This window comes from Psychromonas sp. psych-6C06, assembly GCF_002835465.1.
In the GTDB taxonomy this organism is placed as follows: Bacteria; Pseudomonadota; Gammaproteobacteria; order Enterobacterales; family Psychromonadaceae; genus Psychromonas.
In genome coordinates, this window is sequence record NZ_PIZM01000007.1 from 1 (window position 1) to 20634 (window position 20634).

The 20634-nt window shown below is 38.9% G+C and carries 19 protein-coding genes; 12 read left to right on the top strand and 7 right to left on the bottom strand.

The window, feature by feature from the left end; genetic code table 11:
- The coding region (locus tag CW745_RS11010) for a transposase (RefSeq protein WP_153069761.1) at positions 1-260 on the top strand (260 nt) is incomplete at its 5' end.
- Positions 261-288: 28 nt separating this feature from the next.
- Here the strand turns inward: CW745_RS11010 and CW745_RS11015 are convergent.
- From CW745_RS11015 to CW745_RS11025, 3 genes are all read right to left on the bottom strand, one after another.
- Positions 289-558 (bottom strand): hypothetical protein, encoded by a 270-nt coding sequence (locus CW745_RS11015; protein ID WP_101108734.1) that lies wholly within the window; start codon positions 556-558, stop codon positions 289-291.
- A gap of 809 nt (positions 559-1367) precedes the next feature.
- Positions 1368-3026 (bottom strand): FAD-dependent oxidoreductase, encoded by a 1659-nt coding sequence (locus tag CW745_RS11020; RefSeq protein WP_101108735.1) that lies wholly within the window; start codon positions 3024-3026, stop codon positions 1368-1370.
- 106 nt (positions 3027-3132) lie between these two features.
- Positions 3133-3333, bottom strand: a complete 201-nt coding sequence (locus CW745_RS11025; RefSeq protein ID WP_101108736.1) for a DUF2892 domain-containing protein — start codon at positions 3331-3333, stop codon at positions 3133-3135.
- A 137-nt stretch (positions 3334-3470) separates the two neighbouring features.
- Here CW745_RS11025 and CW745_RS11030 point away from each other — a divergent pair, with 137 nt between their 5' ends.
- The 4 genes from CW745_RS11030 (at position 3471) to CW745_RS11045 (ending at position 5615) form a co-directional block, all read left to right on the top strand.
- Positions 3471-3776 carry a metalloregulator ArsR/SmtB family transcription factor gene (locus CW745_RS11030; protein ID WP_101108737.1) on the top strand — a complete coding sequence of 102 codons (306 nt, stop codon included), beginning with the start codon at positions 3471-3473 and terminating at the stop codon, positions 3774-3776.
- A gap of 30 nt (positions 3777-3806) precedes the next feature.
- Positions 3807-4229 (top strand): YeeE/YedE thiosulfate transporter family protein, encoded by a 423-nt coding sequence (locus CW745_RS11035; protein ID WP_101108738.1) that lies wholly within the window; start codon positions 3807-3809, stop codon positions 4227-4229.
- A 1-nt stretch (position 4230) separates the two neighbouring features.
- Positions 4231-4707 (top strand): YeeE/YedE family protein, encoded by a 477-nt coding sequence (locus tag CW745_RS11040; RefSeq protein WP_101108739.1) that lies wholly within the window; start codon positions 4231-4233, stop codon positions 4705-4707.
- Positions 4708-5048: 341 nt separating this feature from the next.
- Positions 5049-5615, top strand: a complete 567-nt coding sequence (locus CW745_RS11045; protein ID WP_101108740.1) for a hypothetical protein — start codon at positions 5049-5051, stop codon at positions 5613-5615.
- 25 nt (positions 5616-5640) lie between these two features.
- On the opposite strand, the gene CW745_RS11050 is transcribed toward CW745_RS11045, so the two are convergent.
- Together CW745_RS11050 and CW745_RS11055 are read right to left on the bottom strand one after the other, a co-directional pair.
- Complete coding sequence (locus tag CW745_RS11050) at positions 5641-7218, bottom strand: GGDEF domain-containing protein (RefSeq protein ID WP_101108741.1); 1578 nt, start codon at positions 7216-7218, stop codon at positions 5641-5643.
- The gene (locus CW745_RS11055) at positions 7218-8678 is read right to left on the bottom strand and encodes a hypothetical protein (RefSeq protein ID WP_101108742.1); all 1461 of its coding nucleotides are present in this window, start codon (positions 8676-8678) and stop codon (positions 7218-7220) included. Before CW745_RS11055 ends, CW745_RS11050 begins: the two co-directional genes overlap by 1 nt.
- 216 nt (positions 8679-8894) lie before the next feature.
- Here CW745_RS11055 and CW745_RS11060 point away from each other — a divergent pair, with 216 nt between their 5' ends.
- The 7 genes from CW745_RS11060 to CW745_RS11090 all read left to right on the top strand — a co-directional run bounded on the left by CW745_RS11060 (position 8895) and on the right by CW745_RS11090 (position 16501).
- Positions 8895-9641, top strand: coding sequence for an SPOR domain-containing protein (locus CW745_RS11060; RefSeq protein ID WP_101108743.1), 747 nt, complete (start codon positions 8895-8897; stop codon positions 9639-9641).
- 239 nt (positions 9642-9880) lie between these two features.
- Entirely contained in the window at positions 9881-10549 is a 669-nt protein-coding gene (locus CW745_RS11065) for a hypothetical protein (RefSeq protein ID WP_101108744.1), read from the top strand.
- Positions 10550-10848: 299 nt separating this feature from the next.
- Positions 10849-11214, top strand: a complete 366-nt coding sequence (locus CW745_RS11070; protein WP_101108745.1) for a hypothetical protein — start codon at positions 10849-10851, stop codon at positions 11212-11214.
- Positions 11215-11241: 27 nt separating this feature from the next.
- Positions 11242-12075, top strand: coding sequence for a molecular chaperone (locus CW745_RS11075; protein WP_101108746.1), 834 nt, complete (start codon positions 11242-11244; stop codon positions 12073-12075).
- A gap of 3 nt (positions 12076-12078) precedes the next feature.
- Positions 12079-15138, top strand: coding sequence for a hypothetical protein (locus tag CW745_RS11080; protein ID WP_153069762.1), 3060 nt, complete (start codon positions 12079-12081; stop codon positions 15136-15138).
- A 133-nt stretch (positions 15139-15271) separates the two neighbouring features.
- Positions 15272-15868 carry an SPOR domain-containing protein gene (locus CW745_RS11085; protein WP_101108748.1) on the top strand — a complete coding sequence of 199 codons (597 nt, stop codon included), beginning with the start codon at positions 15272-15274 and terminating at the stop codon, positions 15866-15868.
- 60 nt (positions 15869-15928) lie between these two features.
- Entirely contained in the window at positions 15929-16501 is a 573-nt protein-coding gene (locus tag CW745_RS11090; protein ID WP_193755592.1) for an SPOR domain-containing protein, read from the top strand.
- A 210-nt stretch (positions 16502-16711) separates the two neighbouring features.
- On the opposite strand, the gene relA is transcribed toward CW745_RS11090, so the two are convergent.
- Both relA and rlmD read right to left on the bottom strand, forming a co-directional pair.
- A complete protein-coding gene (relA, locus tag CW745_RS11095; protein WP_101108750.1) occupies positions 16712-18925 on the bottom strand; it encodes a GTP diphosphokinase in 2214 nt (737 codons plus the stop codon).
- A gap of 221 nt (positions 18926-19146) precedes the next feature.
- Entirely contained in the window at positions 19147-20481 is a 1335-nt protein-coding gene (gene rlmD / locus CW745_RS11100) for a 23S rRNA (uracil(1939)-C(5))-methyltransferase RlmD (RefSeq protein ID WP_101108751.1), read from the bottom strand.
- Positions 20482-20634 lie beyond the last annotated feature (153 nt).

Sequence of the window (20634 nt, forward strand, 5' to 3'; positions counted from 1 at the left end):
GGGCACCAGTTAATAAAGAAAGTGGCAGTTACGAAGGTCAACGAAATATACGAGGAGGCCGTCATAAAATCCGCACAGTGATGTACATGGCAATGATGTCAGCGATGCAATGCAACCCCGTTTTCAAAACTACATATCAACGCTTATTGGAGGCTGGAAAGCCAAAGAAAACAGCAATAATTGCGTGCGTGCGCAAGATGATTGTTATCTTAAATTCGATGGTAAGAGATGGTGCCATGTGGGATCCTAAAATGAGTTAAAATTAGGATTTGACACCATAGTCACTTGTTAGATTTTAAACACAGCTCGCCAACTTGAGGATAATAATGTAGCTAAGACACTCTCTGCAACTGCGCTATTTTCTGACTCTAAGGCATACATTCGCGGATTATCGTTATAAAAATATAACGCCTCTTCTGTGTTTGATGCTTCAATTGCTTGACTACTGAGTGTGAAACCTTGTTCGGTCAAAGACTCATATTCATCTTTTGAGTCTGAAGTGCCACACTCTACAGCAACGAATAAATCACCTTTTTTGAAAATCACATATTGCGACATATATACTCCTACTAAATATTTAACAAGTAAAACTAATCATGGGAATTGATAGCCCCTCCATATTAACAACACGATCCCAAAATGACATCAATATGTACTTAAACTGCCCGCCATCTTCCAGAGTATTCAGACTATTTTCACCATTTGGTATTATCTAAATACCTAGTTCTTCTACGCTCATCCAGTCGATATTTAAACTTACTGTGCAGATATTTCACCTTGTCGGCGACATTACTTTCTCTCAACAGCAAGAGAAAGTAAGCAAAGAGTGCCGTTCCGAAACGTTTTTGGTCTTGCTAAATAAATTCCTTTATACGCACCAGCTCGGACCGCACCTCCATGTGCGGAACCGAACTTAGTCGAGGCATCCATGCCTCAACTTGCTAAAGAAATTGATTTATCAAGAAAAACGTAAACGAAAACTTTGTGTATCCGTATTGAGCTTTTATACCGGAAAAGATTCTAGGTTTTACTATTTGAAAGTGCGTTATGTGCAATCAGGACGTGCAAATCAGAAAATGCTGGGCGGCCTTTCTTTGGAACACTTTTCTTTGGCCGTTCAAAGAGCATGCTTATTTATCCTTCGAAACATGTTTCGAGTCTAAAACGCTTACTCGCCAAAGGCGAAACACCCACTAAGAAATACCGAACAGTAAAAATTTTAGCTCTGTACTTTATGCATAAGGAAAAGATAGGTACTGAGTTACAATAATTTTTATAAGTAAGGTTAAACAGCTATTTACTGGATTTTCCATCACCCACAAAAAAGGGAAGCGATGCTTCCCTTGTTATCCTAGTATTCTAAAGCATTAATAGTTAACCGATTTCCAGGTTTTAAAACCGCCTGTTAAGTTTTTCACGTTATAACCTAAATTTTTCAATAGTGTTGATGCCACGTGTCCACGTAAGCCAACCTGACAATATACAAGAATCTCTTTTTGTTTATCAAGCTTACATAAGTTTGCACGCAAATCATCAACCGGTATATTGATAGCGCCCGGGATCATGCCCATATTATCGACTTCTTGATGAGTACGAACATCAATTAATAACTGATTATCATCTAACGCTTCTAGCTTATCGCAATGAAAGATAACCTCATCACCTTTCATCACATTACTTGCTAATAAACCCGCTTGATTTACAACATCACGCGCGGATCCAAAAGGTGGCGCATAACATAGTTCTAAATCCTGTAGATCATAAACAGTCAAACCTGCACGTTGAGCAACAGAAAGTACATCAATTCGCTTATCAACCCCATCCTTACCCACTGCTTGAGCACCTAAAATCTTACCGGTTTCAGGGTTAAACAATAATTTTAAACTAACAGGGTGCGCACCGGGGTAGTAACTCGCATGGCTCATCGCGTGTACGTATACTTTTTCATAAGACATTTTTTTGCGCTGTAATGTTTTTTCATTCATTCCCGTTGATGCAACGGCTAAATCGAATACTTTACAAATCGCTGTCCCCTGAGTTTTATTGTAGACCTCTGCACTACCAAAAATAACATTCGCAGCCAAACGACCTTGACGGTTTGCAGGCCCCGCTAAGGGTGAAAGCATTGCATCGCCAGTCACAAATTCAGGTGTTTCAATCGCATCACCAACAGCAAAGATTGCTTCATCGCTAGTTTGCATCTGCTTATTAACTTTAATGCCACCAAACTCGCCAAGCTCAAGTTCAGCTTGAACAGCAAGCGCAGTCTCAGGCTTAACACCAACCGCCATAATCAATAGATTAGTTTCCAGTGTTGAGCCGTCATTTAAGGTTAACGACAGATTATTATCTTGCGGGGTAGACTCGGCCACTTTTTGTAACGCTTTTCCTAATTTAAGTTCAACGTTATGTTGGACTAACTCTTCATGCAATACATTGGCTATCTCAATATCAACAGGCGCCATTACTTGTGGTGCTAACTCAACAAGCGTCACGGCAATATCTCGATGACGAAGTGCTTCCACCATTTCCAGACCGATAAATCCACCGCCACAAACTGTTGCATGCGCAGGTTTATTAACTTCAATAGCATGAATAATCGCATCCATATCAGGAATATTACGCAACGTATGCGTTAAGTGATTTTTAACGCCTGCAATAGGTGGCACAAAAGGACCAGCGCCAGGGCTAAGAATTAACGCATCGTAAGATTCGATATACTCTTTTTGCGCTAAGATATCGCGAACAGTAACCGTTTTGGCTTCTTTATTAATACTTAATATCTCATTTTGAACTCGAATATCAACGTTAAAACGCGCCTTAAAGCTTTGTGGAGTTTGCAGTAACAGCTTATCGCGTAGCTCTATTTCACCGCCAATGTGATACGGCAACCCACAGTTTGCAAAAGAGATATAAGGGCCTCGTTCAAAAACAATGATCTCCGCAGATTCATCTAATCGACGAGCACGAGCAGCAGCTGAAGCGCCACCAGCGACACCACCAATAATTAATATTTTTTTAGACATGCTTTTCCCTCAAGAAAAAATTTATAAAAGTGTAAAAGATAATTGAAAATAGTATTTAATATTTATCTCCCCCGACCTATTGGTTGGGGGAAAGGATTTTTAGCTTTTATTTTTCAGCTTCTGGTTTACAACCAAGTTTTTTTAGAAAAAAAACCGCTGGGCAAATACCGGTAAATGCGCTTTGTAATAAGTTAGCGCCGGCAAAAACCGTCAACCAAAAAAAGTTAGGATGAACAAATTGCGTTAATAAAACTGACAATAACACCATCGTTCCTGCGAGCACTCTAATACCATTTTCAATTGTCATTTTTTAAACCCTTTTTATTAAAAACAAGTCAATCATAAACCCCTTAATTAGAAAAGTCTAATTAATCTTTTGCTAAATTAGCTTGAAGATAATTATTTACAACGGTAGTATGGCAACATACTAACAAAGGGTGAACTATGGATAACAAATTAGCACTAATTCATGACAAAGCGAAAGAGGTCAGTGAACTTTTGAAACTGATGGCACATGCTGACCGAATGGTCGTATTGTGTTTATTATCTGATGGAGAGATGGGGGTTTCAGAGTTACGTGAGCACACTAAACTTAGCCAGTCTGCCTTTTCACAACACCTAGGTGTCTTACGAAAAAACAACCTTGTAAAAATACGTAAAGAGTCACAACAAGTATTTTATTCTATTGCTGATGAACGTGTCAGTGTCCTGCTTAGCGCCCTTCAGGCTGCGTTTTGCCCCAGTGACTAACATTAAAAAATAAATAATTAGGAGTCTTTCATGGATAACTTTACACCTTGGACATCATTGGCCGGGGGGGCTTTGCTTGGCCTTTCAGCAGCATTATTGATGTTATTCAGTGGTAAAATAGCAGGAATTAGTGGTGTCATTGGTGGCTTGTTAAGCCCTAAAAAACATGAGTCAAGCTGGCGAGCAGCCTTTCTAACCGGCATGATTTTAAGCTTTTTAATCGTTGCGCCATTAGGGTTTACATTACCAGATATTAGCGGTGAAAACATTTTAGTGGTTTCACTGGCCGGACTCTTAGTTGGTTTTGGCACCCGCCTGGGCAATGGTTGCACTAGTGGACATGGCATTATTGGTATGGGGCGATTTTCAAAACGATCTATTTATGCCACCCTCACATTTATGGCCTCGGCAATTGTAATGGTGTATTTACGCGGTTTAGTTGGAGTTACTTAGTATGTCAAAATCAAAAAAAATTCGCATTTTAATGGGGTGGATTTCAGGAGCCCTATTTGGCAGCGGTATGATCATCTCAGGTATGGTTGACCCCAATAAAGTGATTGGCTTTTTAAATATTAGTGGAGACTGGGATCCAAGTTTAATGTTTGTCATGGGTGGCGCTTTAGCCGTATTTACCCCTATTTATCATTTAGTAATTAAAAAGCGTAAAACAGCGATTAGTGGCGATGCCTTTACTTGGACTAGCAATACAAAAGTTGATGGCACTTTAATATGGGGCGCGATTATTTTTGGTGCAGGCTGGGGGTTAGCGGGGTTCTGCCCAGGCCCAGCTATGGCAAGTATTGGTGGAGGAACCAATATTATTCTAGCTTTTACGCTGAGCATGTTAGTGGGCATTGTACATGCTAATCAATACCTAGCAGGTCGCTTTCCGCTCCCTTTTGTCGGATACCGAAAAAACTGCCAAGATTAATAATATTAAATCAATTAACACTAGGGTCTGTTGATCTTTCGAGTTTATTTTTGCAACAATTTGTTGGCTATTGCTGTAATGACTTCGTCAATTCCACGCAATACAAAATAAAGAGACATTTTGCTGCTTATGCCGTGTGGTTATTCCACATCAATAGGTTAAAACGCAGTAAAAATGGCCAACAAAATTTAAACGGCAAAGATCCCCCCCCCCCTACTTTCATGATTACCGCCCTATTTCATGAAACTAGGGTTTAGCTAGCCCACAGATTTTCCTTTTTTGTCTTTACAAAATCCTCAGCGCATTCTTTACTAACATCATTATAAAAATGGAGAATTACTATGAATCAAAAACAGTTAATAACCGGACTGATATTAGGTGCTGGCTTAACATTCTCAGCATCAAGCTTTGCAGATGAAATTGTATTTACAGAAGATTTTAGCGGTGACTTTTCAAAGTGGCTTGGTAAAGAAGTTGAAGTTGATACGCCAAAAGGGAGTAAATTACAAAATTTAGACGTTTTGAGTAAAATTGTTGATGATCCTGTTCGTGAGGGAAAGAAAGCGGCTCAATCTACAGTGAAAGTATTTGGTGGCGACTTTATTAGTAAAGAAAGCTTTACACCGGGTAAATACACGCTCAGCTTTGATTACATGGGAACCTGTAAGCGAGACTGTGGCGGAGTAGTTGGTTATGGAGAAGGGTTCCCTGGTGTTAAACATCATTGGCTAGCAGGAACGACGCGTGCTTTTCCGAAAGGGCTACGTGATAATAAAGGTTGGAAACGTTACGAGTTAGCGTTTAAAGCTAATTATGATTTCCATGTTATTTTCGAACAATGGACCGACTCAATTGGTGAAGAGGGAACGGTATTCTTTGCAGATATTGAGCTTAAGAAACACGATTAAAGATTATTAATGAGGAATAGGCCCGCTATTCCTCATTATAAACATAACAGTTTCTGCCATTAGCTTTGGCTTTGTATAACGCACTATCAGCACGCTTTATTAGCCTTTCAATGAGTTCCCCCTGCCATCTTATTGCCCCACCGATACTAATAGTTAGCGGTCTACCCGGTAAGAGATCAGACCAATAAGCAACTTCTACTGCATTGCGAATTCGTTCTGCTAACCCCATTAGTTGTAATTCATTGGTTTCACATAAAATAATAACAAACTCTTCGCCACCAAATCGAATCACACTGTCAATTGGACGTATCTCTGAAGTTAATATATTAGCTAGCCTTTTTAAAACATGATCGCCAATTTGATGTGAGAAATCATCATTAACAGTTTTAAAATGATCAGCATCTATCATCAGTAGGGCATAGCTTTCATTATCATGTTTATTTTTTAAGGTTTCATCCATCCATCTACGATTGTAAACTTCGGTCAAAGGGTCAGTGAAAACATCATGCTGGAGTCGCTCAACCATATCATGTTGATCTTCAACCTGATCTTTTAACTCTTTATTTTCCAGTTGTGTATGCTGTATTAACAATAAGCGCTGTTGCTTAGCCAATTTATTAAAGTATTCACATTCTAGGGTGCCAACAGGTATTTTATCTATCAAAGATAATTCAATGGCATGGGCTACTTTTTCATGCTTTAGTGCCATTTCAAATTCACCTAATTGTGCATAAGCATCACTCATTGCGTCATTAAACTTTTGCTCTAAGAAATCCAGACCAACACCTTTAATACCTAGGAAAGTATCACTAAGTAAAGAGACAGCTTGATGGGCTTGGTTATCTGCAATTAAACAATTGCCATGCTCTAGTAAAAGCATGCTACGAGTCCAAGTTTCTCCGCCATTTTTTAATAATTGATTACCTTTTTCTATCGCCTCTAAAGCCTCTTTTATATGATCCGTTTGACGTAATATCTTAGCTTTATATAAATGTATTAATGCTTCAAATTCCAGCACAATTTCAAGCGTTTCATTACTAGCGCAAAAGTCTAAATATTTCTGTGCTTTATCATATTTTTTCAGTGATATATAACAGGCAACAATATGAAAGTTTAATCGAGCATGAGTAGTACCTGACTTAGATTTTTTAGAAAGCAGTTCAGCTTGGTTAAAAAAGTTTAATGCGCCACTATGCTCTGCGACAATCTCAAGCATTGATCCGATGCCCAAAAGTGCTTGGATGAAGAAGTCAACGTGTCCGACCTCAGCGCTGTATTCAGCAACACTCAGCCAATTTTGTGCAGCTTGCTCATATAAGCCAAGGTCATTGTTACGATAACTAAGGGTGGATAAAACCTGTAATCTGTCATCCGGTAAGGTATCTGTAGAAAAAAGGGCGATTGCTCTTTCTAAAGAAGCTACACTTTCATCGGTGTAACCTAGCTCAATCAGTATTTCCGACAGTAATAATTCACCATGTAGTTTTTCATTATTACGATAAGCTATTTTATCCACAAATTTTTTACATAATACTAGCGCTTCATTGAGGTTGTTATTTTTAAATTGCTTTCGTGCTTGTTGTAACAAAGGCATATTTCCCATTACTCACAGCCCTCAATTTTGTCTAAGTAACTTTCTTTATTATCGAGGAAATCATCAATAGAAAAATATCTTACATTTAACCCCATGCCTGTTTTGCCTATTCGCCACCACGGATAAGCTAACAATGTCGCCTTTAAGTCATTCAGCATTTTACCTTGATTCTCCGGCCCAACGTCTAGCAATAAGGCCAAACGATTGTTCTTAAAACGAGTAATTAATTCATGGGGCTGACAAAGAGCATGCACAATTGGCAGGATAGCAATTAGCTCCTTTTCGCTGTTCAACTCTAAAATAAACACCGTGCTATGGTTTTCAGTTTGTGCTCTTTGGCAAGCGTATAACCATATAGAGGCTTCTCTGAAAGCAGGGAAGCCACCTTCAGAAGCATTAAATGCACCAGCTTCTAATCGCCCAATCAACAGTTCTGCTTTATAGTTTAAAATATCAACCGTCAATTCACAGCGATCTTGCCCAAGTGCAAGACTACGACTACGTAATAGTTTTATGCTGTATTTTCTGTATTTTTTAAAATAGAGCAACATTAACTCAGAAGCTTGTTGGTGGCTTTCTAAATCGAAACGTAATAGATAGAGTTGTGCTAGCAACTCTAATTGGTTAAAACGCAAGGCGACCGATTCCGCCTCATCTAAAAATTGTCGCGCTAGATTATATTTTTTAAGCTTAATTGCCACCATTGCACGACTAATGGGAGTATAGGTTTCAACCCATTGTCCTCTTACCTTGACCGTTTCTTTATCACGCTTTTGTGTTATCTGCTCAGCCTCTGCAAAATGTCCCAGCGTGGCTAAGCCCATACTTTTTAAATCTTGAATTTCTGCATGCCAAGTAGAGTCTGGGTGACCATATAAAAACGATTCTGCTTTAGCTAAAACTTCAAGCATAAGCGTATGTTGGTTTAATTCATTGAGCACCCTGCTTAATAAAATAGCACTTTGACCGGCCAATATATTAAAGTCATATTGCTCGGCTAAGGTCATTGCCAGTGACAATGCTGAATAAGAAAGTTCTAACTCTCTATTCACTCGCCAGATATTAGCAACGCCAATCAAGGATTCAATCTGTAAGTTGAGTTGATTATGAACTAACGACTTTTCCATCGCTAGGTTCCAAAAGTGGTGTGCGGAACGAAATTGCTCTAAACCCCAATACTGCTGAGCATAGATATGATATAGCTCAGAGAGGTACTGGCTTTCAAATTCAGGTAACAGTAACTGTTCGGCTCGCCGACATAAATTTATCCCTTTATCGTATTGATTAAGGTGCCAAGCGATACGTGCTAGTTGCATAGTTGCAACTAATTGAGCACGATTTTCATTGAGTGCTTGCGCGCGTGAAAAAACACGCAATACCTTGGCTTCGGCCTGTTGAGGATTCTCTACGATTAGCGTTTCAATATCAGCCAAAGCGAGCATTAACGGACTATTATTTTCTGAGGTCATTTAATCTCTGAATAGTTATTAAAAACAACAATATGGTTAATAAAGTAGCATATCTAAAAAGTTAATTCGTGATATTGTGATTTATTGTTCACCAATCTTTGAAGGGTCCCACAAATAAAAGATGGCACTTTATTTGCTTATATTCGATAAACTCCATTAAGTGGCAATATTTTGTTGTCGTTAACGGAAGGTACAATTATAACTAATAGGTGACGGATGAACTTTCTGGGAAATAAACATGGTGGCATGGAGTATAAAGCGTCTTTAGTGGTCCGCTTATGCATCTCGCTGTGTTTGTTATTCAGCACCTTTATGTGCGTAGCGGCAGACACAAAGGCAAGCAATGAAGCCGACGCTATCATCAAGAGCGACACCTCTGCAACTACATTAGATGACGTAAAGGCATTGCTTGATCAACAGATAGCGGAATGGAACGAAATGAAACCCGCTTTAAAACGCTTAATTCAATCCGAAAAAGATTTAGCTTTAATCATTGATGCTTTAGATAAAACAACCCCAGTCGCGTCATCACCAAGTGATCAACAATTACTAGAAAGCCCTTCCCTCACTTTACCCATCGCTTCTAAAAAAACATCAGATAAACAGGAAAAAGTGGCCACTATCAATCCTATTACTATTAAGAATAAAGTCGATATTGCTCTAGCCGCTGACAGTGAAAAAACAGTCACAACAACCGTTCAGATAGGCGTTCATTTGGCTTCTTACCAAGAGGTCAGCAATGTGGAGCCCGGCTGGAAGATGATTAAAAAGCGATATAATCAATGGTTAGGTGATAAAACCCCCTTCTATTATCAAATGAATGTTGGCCAACAAGTTTTCACTCGTCTCGTCGTCGGCCCATTTAATAGTGAAGAACACGCCAAAGAAGCCTGCCAATTACTACAACAACATCAGCAATATTGTCAGGCAGTCAGCTATAAAGTGCTATCAAAAAGTTTATAAAAACGACTTCTGTGAAGTGCCCAACAATAAAAACACTTTATAGCTCACAAAAAAATTACTCACTAGGCAAGACAGTTAAAGTTACACCATACTTTGCCGATAAAACTCCTATTACGGCATGATTGCTTGCATCTAGCTCAGTTCTTATCGCATTCAGTTTTTTGCAATTTAAACACCATTAACTACGATTAAACCAATATTAAAAATCTTATTTTTCTAACCAGAAAAGGTGAAAACATATGAACAAGACGTTATTAACTACGACAAAACTGCTCGGCGTAACGGTTTTATTATCAGCAACAACAAGCGCAGTTGCTGTTGAGTCGGTGACATCAACAGCAACAGTGACAGTACAAAATGCATTTACCTTTTCAGAAGGAGCTGCGCTAGATTTTGGTACAATTCGAGCAGCAGCAGTGGCAGCCGGTGATGCTACCAATGGCTCAGACACCGGTGCCAGTGGTGGTACAACCCCTGACGTCGCAAGCCTAACATTAGCGTCTATTGATGCAGGCACATCTATCGTCGATGGTGCAACTGCTGCAATACAAATTTTAACACCTGGGACTGCAGGTACTTACACCATTGCAGGTGTTGCGCCCTATTCAACACTGACCATCACATTACCGACAGCAACTTCGGCAGCGGCCATTAAACTCACCTCAGGAAGTGTTCCACCAGGATCCGCTTATTTCTGGATGTATGACTTTGAAGCAACCGTCACCAGTGGCACGAAAAATGGAACCGCCTATTCGACAGCGGGTGATCTCACCGCTGATTTAAATGGAGATGCTAGCTTTAGTGTCGGTGCAACATTAGCGACCTCTCATCCCGCAACTGCAAGCGCGCAGGCTGGATATCAGGATGTTGCTTACACTGGCAGTTACACCATTACTGTCGATTATTAGCTTTGTGCTACAGCACTATATAACTAAGGCATAGTGATTCACGTGCCTTAGTCTCTTTATCGACATAAATGACATGCTAATAGAAAAATAAACTATTTACATAAAATTGAATGCATCTCCCTGTTTTACTTATCTTTACATCTAGAATGTAATGTACCTGTTAGCACAATGTCACTGGAAGTAGCCGTATCTTTAACTATCTTACTATTAAAACACTCTGTTATTTTGCATTGATATTAGTGCCTACGCAGGCTTTTTCTGGAATTATTGTCGAAAGGAAACTCTCTTTTGGCACGGTCGTGGTCACAGATAATAGCAGCGTGAGTAGCGTAACCGTTAACTTAGTCGATGGAAAAACATTATCAAACAATAAATTACGCGTTTTAGTCCCGGGGCAACTTGGTGAATTTACACTGATAGACTTTCCTCCCTACACACAGTTATACATTAACGCTGTAATTTTAAGCTCAGAAACCACCAGCGATGATTACTCTCCCAGCCAATTTACCTTAGATAATATTACTACCTTACCCACGATCACAGTTAATGAGAGTGGCATTGCTACCCTTTTTATCGGTGGCACTTTATCCACCTCTGGTGATGGCACTAACCAATACATTAATAGTAATTATGATGGTATCTATAACATCTCTATTAGTTATTAATAACACTTGTAAAGGAAATTTTTAGACATGAAAAACCGCTCCTCATTAATGCTCAAAATAACCATTTTATTGTTGCTATTTAGCCACTCGATGCTTCAAGCTGCATTACTTATCTCTCCTACAAAAATAAAATTGGAAGATAGAGAGCGTGCAACGCAACTTATTTTAATAAACACCTCAGACGCACCGATCACCTATCGTTTGTCATGGGAAGAAAAAACCGTTTCTGACAAAGGAAAATATCAACAACTTACAGAGCAACAGCTGACTACCTTTCCCAGCGCCAGTAACATGATTCGTTTTAGCCCTAAACAGGTAAAATTAAAGCCAGGATCACGACAAGTAATTAAAATTGCAGTGCGTCGTCCAAAGGATCTACAAATGGGTGAGTACCGTTCACATTTAAAATTAAGTGCGGTGCCGGATGAAAGAGAAAAACCTCAAAACAATGAAATGTCAATTAAAGCAACCATGCTATTTAGCTATGTATTACCCGTTATTGTTCGTAAAGGTGTTGCCACTTCTGCGGTGACGATTACCGATATTTCTCTTAAAAATAAAACCGAGAAAACCCCAGTACAATTGATTGTACAGATGAAAAATAAAAGTAAATATTCAACCACAGGAAATTTAATTGCCTATTTAGCTGATTCAAATGGCAATGAGGAGGTTATTGCACGACTACATGACTTTACTTTTTATCCCGACAAAAACCGCACCCAAGCACAGCTTGTTTGGCTTGATAATTGTAAAAACAAATGCAGCGGGCGATTACGTGTCGCCTTTGAAGGAATCAAAGAGAATATAGGTAAAATATTTGCAGAGCAGCAGATAGATATTAATGCAGATAGTTTCAAGTAATGAATGATGTATAGAGCAATCTGCACACACTACACACGATGCCTTATTATATTGTTGCTTACTTTTAATAGTCAGGGACTATTTGCAGCCCCTGAAAACAAACTATCGATAATATCAATTGAGCAATTACTGTTATCGCCTAACTTAGTTAATAATTTAAAACAGATTGAAAAAAAACAAAGCCTAACACTTCAAGAGATAGACACTACCTCCCCGACAGAAAATAGCTCTGCTATTCCTGCTGGCGAAGATTTGATTCTCTCGTTATACATTAGTGAATCGAAATATAGCTCCCTATATATCGCTGACATTTTCGCAATAAAAAGCGAACAAGGGGCGAAATTAAGCCTTCTCTCTCTTTTTGAGTCTCTCGACTTTCCAATAGCGGTTAGTGCGCGCAGTAAAAATATAGAAGGCTGGTTTATCAAGGAAGAGAATACTTTTAAACTGCAACAGCCAACGAATGAAACACAGACGCTAAACGTATTACTAGCAGATAATCAATATAGCTTATCAAAGGAAGAATACTTAGTGATCGACGATGATATTTTTGTCGAAGCAACATCTATTGAACAGTGGTTTGACCTTACATTTACCTTTAGCTTTGCCGATCAAACTGCACATATTAGTACTCAATCTCCATTACCAATACAGATGGCTATAGCGCGTAGAAACAAACTAAACAACACAGGTTATAGTAATAAAGCAGTGTTACCATGGAAAGAGAGCACTTATCAGCCTATTTCTGCACCTCTACTTGATGTTCAGTTAAACGGCTCGATCAATCAAGATCAAGTTTATGGTAACTACTCATTACTCAGCGTCCAAGACATCGCTTATTTAAGTAGCGAGTTATACCTCAGTGGCAATAAATTTGAACCACTCAATAACGCTCGACTCACCTTTTCTAAAGAAGATGAAAACAAAAGCTTATTAGGCCCATTAAAAGCAAGCCGATATCAATTTGGAGATGTTACTCCAGTTAAGTTAGCAAATAGTAGTACCAGCAGTGAGAATGTTGGCTTTCGTTTTTCCAACCAAAATACTTCGCTAGGAAGCGATAATAAAACTACAACCATCAGTGGAAATATTCAAGCAGGCTGGGATGCAGAACTTTATCGCAATGGTTTATATGTTGATAGGCAGTTAAATATTCAAACAGGGCGATATGATTTTAGAGATGTTGAACTCTACTTTGGTGAAAATCAATTTGAAATTATTCTTTATGGTCCACAAGGACAAGTACAGCAAGTAAGCCAAGATTATTATATTGATAGCAATGTTTTAAAGGCGAAAGAGAGCATCTATGACTTCTCTGTTACAAAAGTAGACAAATCACTGCTAGGCATTTCCAATGCACGTAAAGCCGGCGTAAAAGGCTGGCAAAGTGCGGCTGTTTTCAGTGTTGGTTTAACCAATAACCTATCTACGACAGCAGGAGCCTCTTACTTTTTTAATGAACAGGGTGAAGATTTATTCCAGTACTCTATTGGAGCCAGTTTTACGCCTATTAATCAATTAATTATTTCAGCAGATTACCAACGAGATAATCTCGATAACGACAGTATTACACTTTCAGGTCGCACGTTATGGTACGGACAATCCTTTTCACTTAACTACGCCAAAAATAGATTTATTAAGCGCCAAGATAACATCGTCAACAATGCGCAAAACTATACCTTTATTATGAGTGGTGAAATATTTTCAAAGACACCTCTGCCACTCTATTATCAAAATGATTGGCGACATTCACAAACAGACACGGGCAGTGAATCAAATTCATTTACCAATCAACTATCATTAAGGAATCGCTTTGGCGGTATCTCTAATCAACTAACTTGGTTAGAGACAAGTACACTAAATGTTGAACAACAATCTTTATTTGGTAGCCTAGAGTTACAAAAACATTTTTCACGCCTATATACACGCCTAACAAGTAGTTACCAGTTATCTGATCATAGAGAGTTTACCTTAATCAAGGGTAATTTATCCTATCCTTTAGCGGAAAAATTAAGTGCAACATTTGACCTTAGCTATACCCTAGCCAATGACCGATACCGGAGTAAACTAGGGCTAAATTGGTCATTAGAAAACATGATACTAAGCTCTACTGCAACTCATGATAGCGATGATAACTGGTCTATTGGCCTATTCACCTCCTTTGGGTTTGGTTATGAACCTACCACTAGTGAACTATTTATGGCCAAAGGCTCTATCGCACGAAGTGGCACACTGGTAGCACGAGTATTTGAAGATGATAATCTGAATGGCCAATTTGATGAAGGCGAAACATTATTAGAAGGAGTCAAAGTCAAAGCACAGCAGAGTCATCGACAAGGTTATACTGGTAAAGAAGGAACTGCTGTTTTAAATAATTTACCACCAGGCAGAAGAACCGATATTGTTGTTGATACAAAAACCATTGCAGATCCCTTTATTATCCCTGCGACCCCAGGTGTTTCCATCACAGCACGTAAAGGCTTAATTGAAGTATTAGATATTCCACTGGTTAATGCAGGTGAGTTAGAGGGAACGGTTTATTTAAATAACAAACAAAATCAAGAGAAAGCCGGTGCCTATTTAAAAGTCAATTTACATGACCAAAATGATAAACTCGTCGCCTCCACTGAAACAGAGTTTGACGGTTACTATCTATTTACAAATATTGTTCCAGGAAAATACACTCTGTCGATTGCTCCTGAAGAGTTAGAAAGAAAAAACCTACACGATGCTCAGATACAAGCATTTGAGTTTAGTGCGGCAGGAGATGTTATTGCAGGAGCCGATATTGTTGCGATGCGCTACACTTTTGTAAAAGGGTATGTGGTTGATCTTGGTGAGTTTAATTCTTTAACTATGCTCAAAGTATACTGGCAAATAATACAAGAAAAATATAATAACACACTGCAGCAGCAAGTTTTTTACAGCAAGCTAGAAGATGAAAAAATGTTTCGTTTGAATGCGGCCTTTTTCAAAGGGCAATCTCAAGCAATACGAGCCTGCGAGTATTTACAAGATATGCAGATAAGTTGCACCGTTAAAGCTTTTGAATTCAAAATTTAACCCAGTAAATGATATTTGAGATGATTAAACGGTCTCTATAATACAATGCAGTAGCAACTCATAGCGATAAAGTGTTCGCTTTTTAATTCCTTTAGTAATAACACTAGAGGTTTCGCCAATGTAAGGAACGTCGATGTTTAACAATTATTGCTTTTTGCTCTTACTCATAGTCGCATTATCAGGCTGCAGTAATACACAGCAAGCACAGCAGAAAACAGCGCAACAAACGCTTGTAACACAACAAGCGATGCTAATGGATAAAGTCGAATCTCTTGAACAGGATATCGAGCAATGGAAAAATGTAGCGCCTAATGTACAACGATTAGTGGCGATAGAAAGTGAATTAACATTATTAATCACGCAACTTAATGCCATCATTGCGCAGGCAGAAAAAAAAGAACACCAAAAAAACAGTGCTATTACACAAATAAACGCTCCCAAAAATCCGATTAATTCGACTAACAGAAACTATGCAGTGCAATTAGCATCGATCAATGATCCTACTGTACTACCTTCACTATGGATTAAAACCACTAAAAACAACCCTAATATATTCAAAGAGATGGAGCCAATAGTTGAAAAAATATCAGTCAATCAACGCGATTATTACCGACTTAAAGCGGGTTCTTTCGGCTCTAAAAGTGAAGCAACACAGGTATGTAAAAAACTCAAAAAAATTGCAGTAAACTGCCTAATTAGCCCTGCTACTGGTGAGCCTCTTGACTATTGATAGCCATTTAACTTTGACTGTATTTAGGCTAAAATATCGGCTCAATTTTAATAAGGGATTATGATGAAATTTAACGTAAGCGCAACGATGTTATGTGCAATAACATTAACAATCACAGGCTGTAGCAACACTTCCCAGCCCTCTGCAGAGATGCAAAAGATCACCAATCAGCAAACAGAAATTGAAATGCTTAAAACACAACAACAAGCACTTCAAGATGAATTAAACGCACTACAAGCGATGCAAAGTGATGTAGAGCGTTTAGTTGAACGCGAAGCAGAACTGAATAAGCTTATTCAAGAATCAAAAGATCTTGCTAAAGAAAATAAAATGAAAGCGATACAAGAGAAACGTAGACTACGTGATGCGCGTCCTTTCTTTATGCTACAAACGGCCTCATTAAATAGCCTTGACGATCTAAAAAATGCATGGCAATTACAACAGGAAGAGTACCCTGAAATTTTAAATGGCTTACCAGCACGTTACCAACAAGTTGAAATGGCGGGTAGAGAATATTTTCGCTTAAAATCAGGCGAGTTTGACCATAAAGGGGACGCAGTAATGACCTGTGAAATGTTAATGGACCTAGGCGCAGACTGCATTGTGGTTAATAACAAAGGCATTAAATTCTAAGTAGCGCCCCGATCTGTGTATTACCTCATTAAATACGCTAACAATTAAAAAGGTGGAATGGTTATTCCACCTTAATTCAAGAGAGCGTTCAAAGTTAGACCTAGAACAAATCATAGCGATTATGCTTGCTACTTACTTTTGCAATAATAATTAAACAGTAAAGCTCAACATCTTCTGACCACAAAATAATACACCATGGCCTTGAGCAAGCTATAAACGCCTTACCGAAGATACATCTTTTAACTGTTGTAATTTAACCACCAGCTTGGCAATGTCATCACTATTAAATACCTCTAAATTCATATCGATGATAGCAGACTGATTTTTAATATTTGACATACTATTCACGCCCAATAAATTTACCTTCTCATTAGAGAGTAAGGTAGTAATATCTTTTAACAAACCACTACGATCTAGTGATTCAAGGCGAAGAGTCAGTGAATATCCCGACGAGTGAGACTCTCCCCAGCTCGCTTCAATAATACGCTCAGGATGTGCATCACGAAGGTCTGCTAATTGCTCACAGTGTTTACGGTGTACTGAAATCCCTCTACCTTGGGTAATATAACCTTCAATATCTTCTCCCGGAATTGGCTGACAGCATCGTGCAACGGAATGCATTAAATTACCAACGCCATCGATAATAATATTATTTCCAGTCTTCTTTGGCGTAAAGCTCTGTTTACGCTTTTCAAGTGCTTCAAGGGCAGCTAAATCCTGCTGCTCTAAGGTTTGCTGGTGATGATGCGCATCTAAAAAATGGACCAGTTGATTTAATCGTAAATCGCCATTACCAATACCTGCAAAAATATCATCATCACAGCTAACATTAAACCGCTCAACTGCAGGTGTAACATCACTGAGTTTCAGTTTTACTTTTGCTAATTCTGTTTCCAGTAATTCACGCCCAGCCTGGATATTTTTATCGCGATCCTGTTTTCTAAACCAAGTCGCCACTTTGTTGCGTGCACGAGGCGCGTTAAGATACCCGAGGTTAGGGTTCAACCAATCACGGCTCGGATTAGGTTCTTTTTGGGTTAGTATCTCAACCTGATCACCAGTTTTAAGCTGATAGGTAAATGGCACAATGTGGTTAGCTATTTTAGCACCAATACAGCGGTGTCCAACTTGGCTATGAATGTAATAAGCAAAATCAACAGGTGTTGAACCAGCGGGTAGATCGATCACCTCACCCGTGGGTGTAAATACATAAACCCTATCATCAAAAACTTGGCTTCGAAGTTCATCAACTAAGTTTTCACTATCAGCAAGGTCTTCTTGCCAAGCGAGTAACTTACGCAACCAAGCAATCTTCTCTTCATAACTATTTGCTGATTTTCCGGCATTTCCACCCTCTTTATATTTCCAGTGTGCAGCGACCCCAAGCTCTGCATCATCGTGCATCTGTTGCGTACGAATCTGCACCTCAATCGCTTTTCCCTCTTCGCCTAAAACCACAGTATGAATAGACTGATAACCATTAGGTTTTGGATTTGCGATATAGTCATCAAACTCACTTGGAATATGATGCCACATAGTATGAATTGCACCTAAGGCGGCATAACAATCCTGTAATTTCTCAACGACAACACGTACCGCTCTCACATCGTAGAGTTGTTCAAATTGCAGCTCTTTTTTCTGCATTTTTCGGTAGATACTATAGATATGTTTAGGCCGACCGTAGGCATTACCTTTGATATTCATATCAGTCAATGAAGCTTGTACTTTGGTCACAAAGTCATGGATGTAGTTTTCACGATCGATACGTTTTTCAGCCAGTTGTTTGGCTAATTTTTTATAGGTATCAGGTTCAAGATAACGAAATGAAAGATCTTCAAGCTCCCACTTTAATTGGCCAATGCCTAAACGGTTTGCTAATGGCGCGTAAATTGAAGATATTTCACGTGCAACCAGCACTTTTTTCTCTTCATCAGCGATTTTAACTTGGCGTAGATAACAGATACGTTCAGCGAGTTTAATCACCACAGCGCGAACATCTTCTACCATTGCTAGGAGCATATGGCGCAGATTATCGACCTGTGAGGCAACAATTTTAGTTGACCCCTTATTCTGTAATGCACGAATTCCTTCCATGTCCATTGCGCCTTTAACAAGCTTTGCAATGCGCTTAGGCCACATTTCATCAACCTGTTCTTGGGTGACTATTTTATGGTCTAATAATGGAAAAATAAGCGCGGCATTCAAGGTGTCTCGATCCATATCAAGCGTCACCAGAATCTCTACCATTTCAGTACCCAGCTCTAACAATGGAAACTGTTCAGGCTTACTGCAAAGGGTCATTATTTTTTCATAGTTTTCTAGTAGGCTAGTTTGATCCTTTTCATTTAACCCTAATGTAGTTACCCATTTACTGGGATCTTTCTGTGCAGTTTGAAAAAAATGTGTATCGCGAACTGAAACCATGAAAACTCCAAATTTAATACTTGCCTAGGGTCTGTTGATCTTTACAACAATTTATTGGCTGCTCCCACATCAATACTCGAAAAAGCCAGTAAAAGTAGTCACCAAAGGCAATCCTACGGTAGACGAAATTCGCTTAGAATGACTAAGCGACAGTCCACCAGCCTTTTCAAGGCACGTTGTGTTGAACAAAAAACGGCTAAGTCAACAGGTGCTAGTAGAAACTATTTAATAAACAGCGCCATCGACTCTACATGCCCAGTTTGTGGAAACATATCTAATACACCTAATTTAGCCAATTTATAGCCTTTTTCCAACAGTTGTTGGCTATCACGAGCCAGAGTGACCGGATCACACGAGACATAAACAATGTGTGATGGCTTGAGCGAGATAATAAAGGGAATCGACTCAAGCGCTCCTGCTCGTGCAGGATCCAATAAGACTTTATTAAAGTCATTCTCTGCCCATGATTGTTGGCTAAGTTGCGCTGCGCTTAAATCAGCTTGATAAAACTGAGTATTATTTAAGGCGTTACACTGCGCATTTTGCGTGGCACGGTCGACCATTGTTTGAATTCCTTCAACACCAACCACCGATTCAACTTTAGTCGCGATAGGTAAAGTAAAGTTCCCTAATCCACAAAATAGATCCAATACTTTATCTTGCGCGTTTAAATTTAACCACGACAATGCTTGTTTAACCATTTTTTGATTAACTATTTCATTAACTTGTAAGAAATCAGTAGCACAAAATTTGAACTGGCACTGCCAGTCATCTAAGGAGTAACTTAAGCGCTCTTCACCGTACAATAAAACCGGCTTTTTATGATTAGGAAGGCTAAAGAAGTTCACCTGATGCTGTTCACAAAATCTATTAATGAGTGATAAATCAGCGTTGGATAAAACCTTAAGGTGACGCAGTAATACTACCGCACCTTGATCAGACCAGATAAGCTCAACATGCCCCAAATCCGCTTTACTACTAAAACCATTCAGTAATGTTTTCAGAGGCATAATCAAGGCTTCTAAAGGTGCCTTTAATACCGGGCAGACTTGCTGTTCGATTAGATCATTACTCTGTGAGCGCCGAAATCCCATCTGCACCTTTTTACTTTTTTTATTATATTGCAGGCCAAAACGCGCGCTACGACGATATCCCCATGGTGAAGCGGTGATGGCATCTTCAAGAGCAATCTCTGATTGCTTTGCAAAACGGCTGAACAAATCAATTAATCCAGTTTCTTTAATCACAATTTGCTGTTGTGCAGAAGTATGTTGCAAATGGCATCCACCACACTCCTCATAATGCTGGCAGAGTGGTGCAATTCGATGTTCACTAGCTTCATTAATATTAATGATTGTCCCTTTAGTGAATCGTTTTTTACTTTCAGTTATCTGTACATCAACATTTTCACCGGATAAGCCTCCATCAATAAATAAAGGCTTTTTTTGAAAAAATGCGATACCTCGTCCTTGATGATCAAGCTTTTCGACTAATACATTTTTCAAAATACGATTTTTTATACTATTTTTGGGTGATGCTTTAAAGAACTGAGCCATAAGTAATTCACAGGTAAGGGAAGCTATGCCATCATAGCCTTATAGACACTCATGATACTTCAAAATAACAACTCATCAAGGCTAATTATAGCAATGCGATGGGGATGAAATTATTCATTCCGATACTGTTTGTATAACAAAACAAACCACATG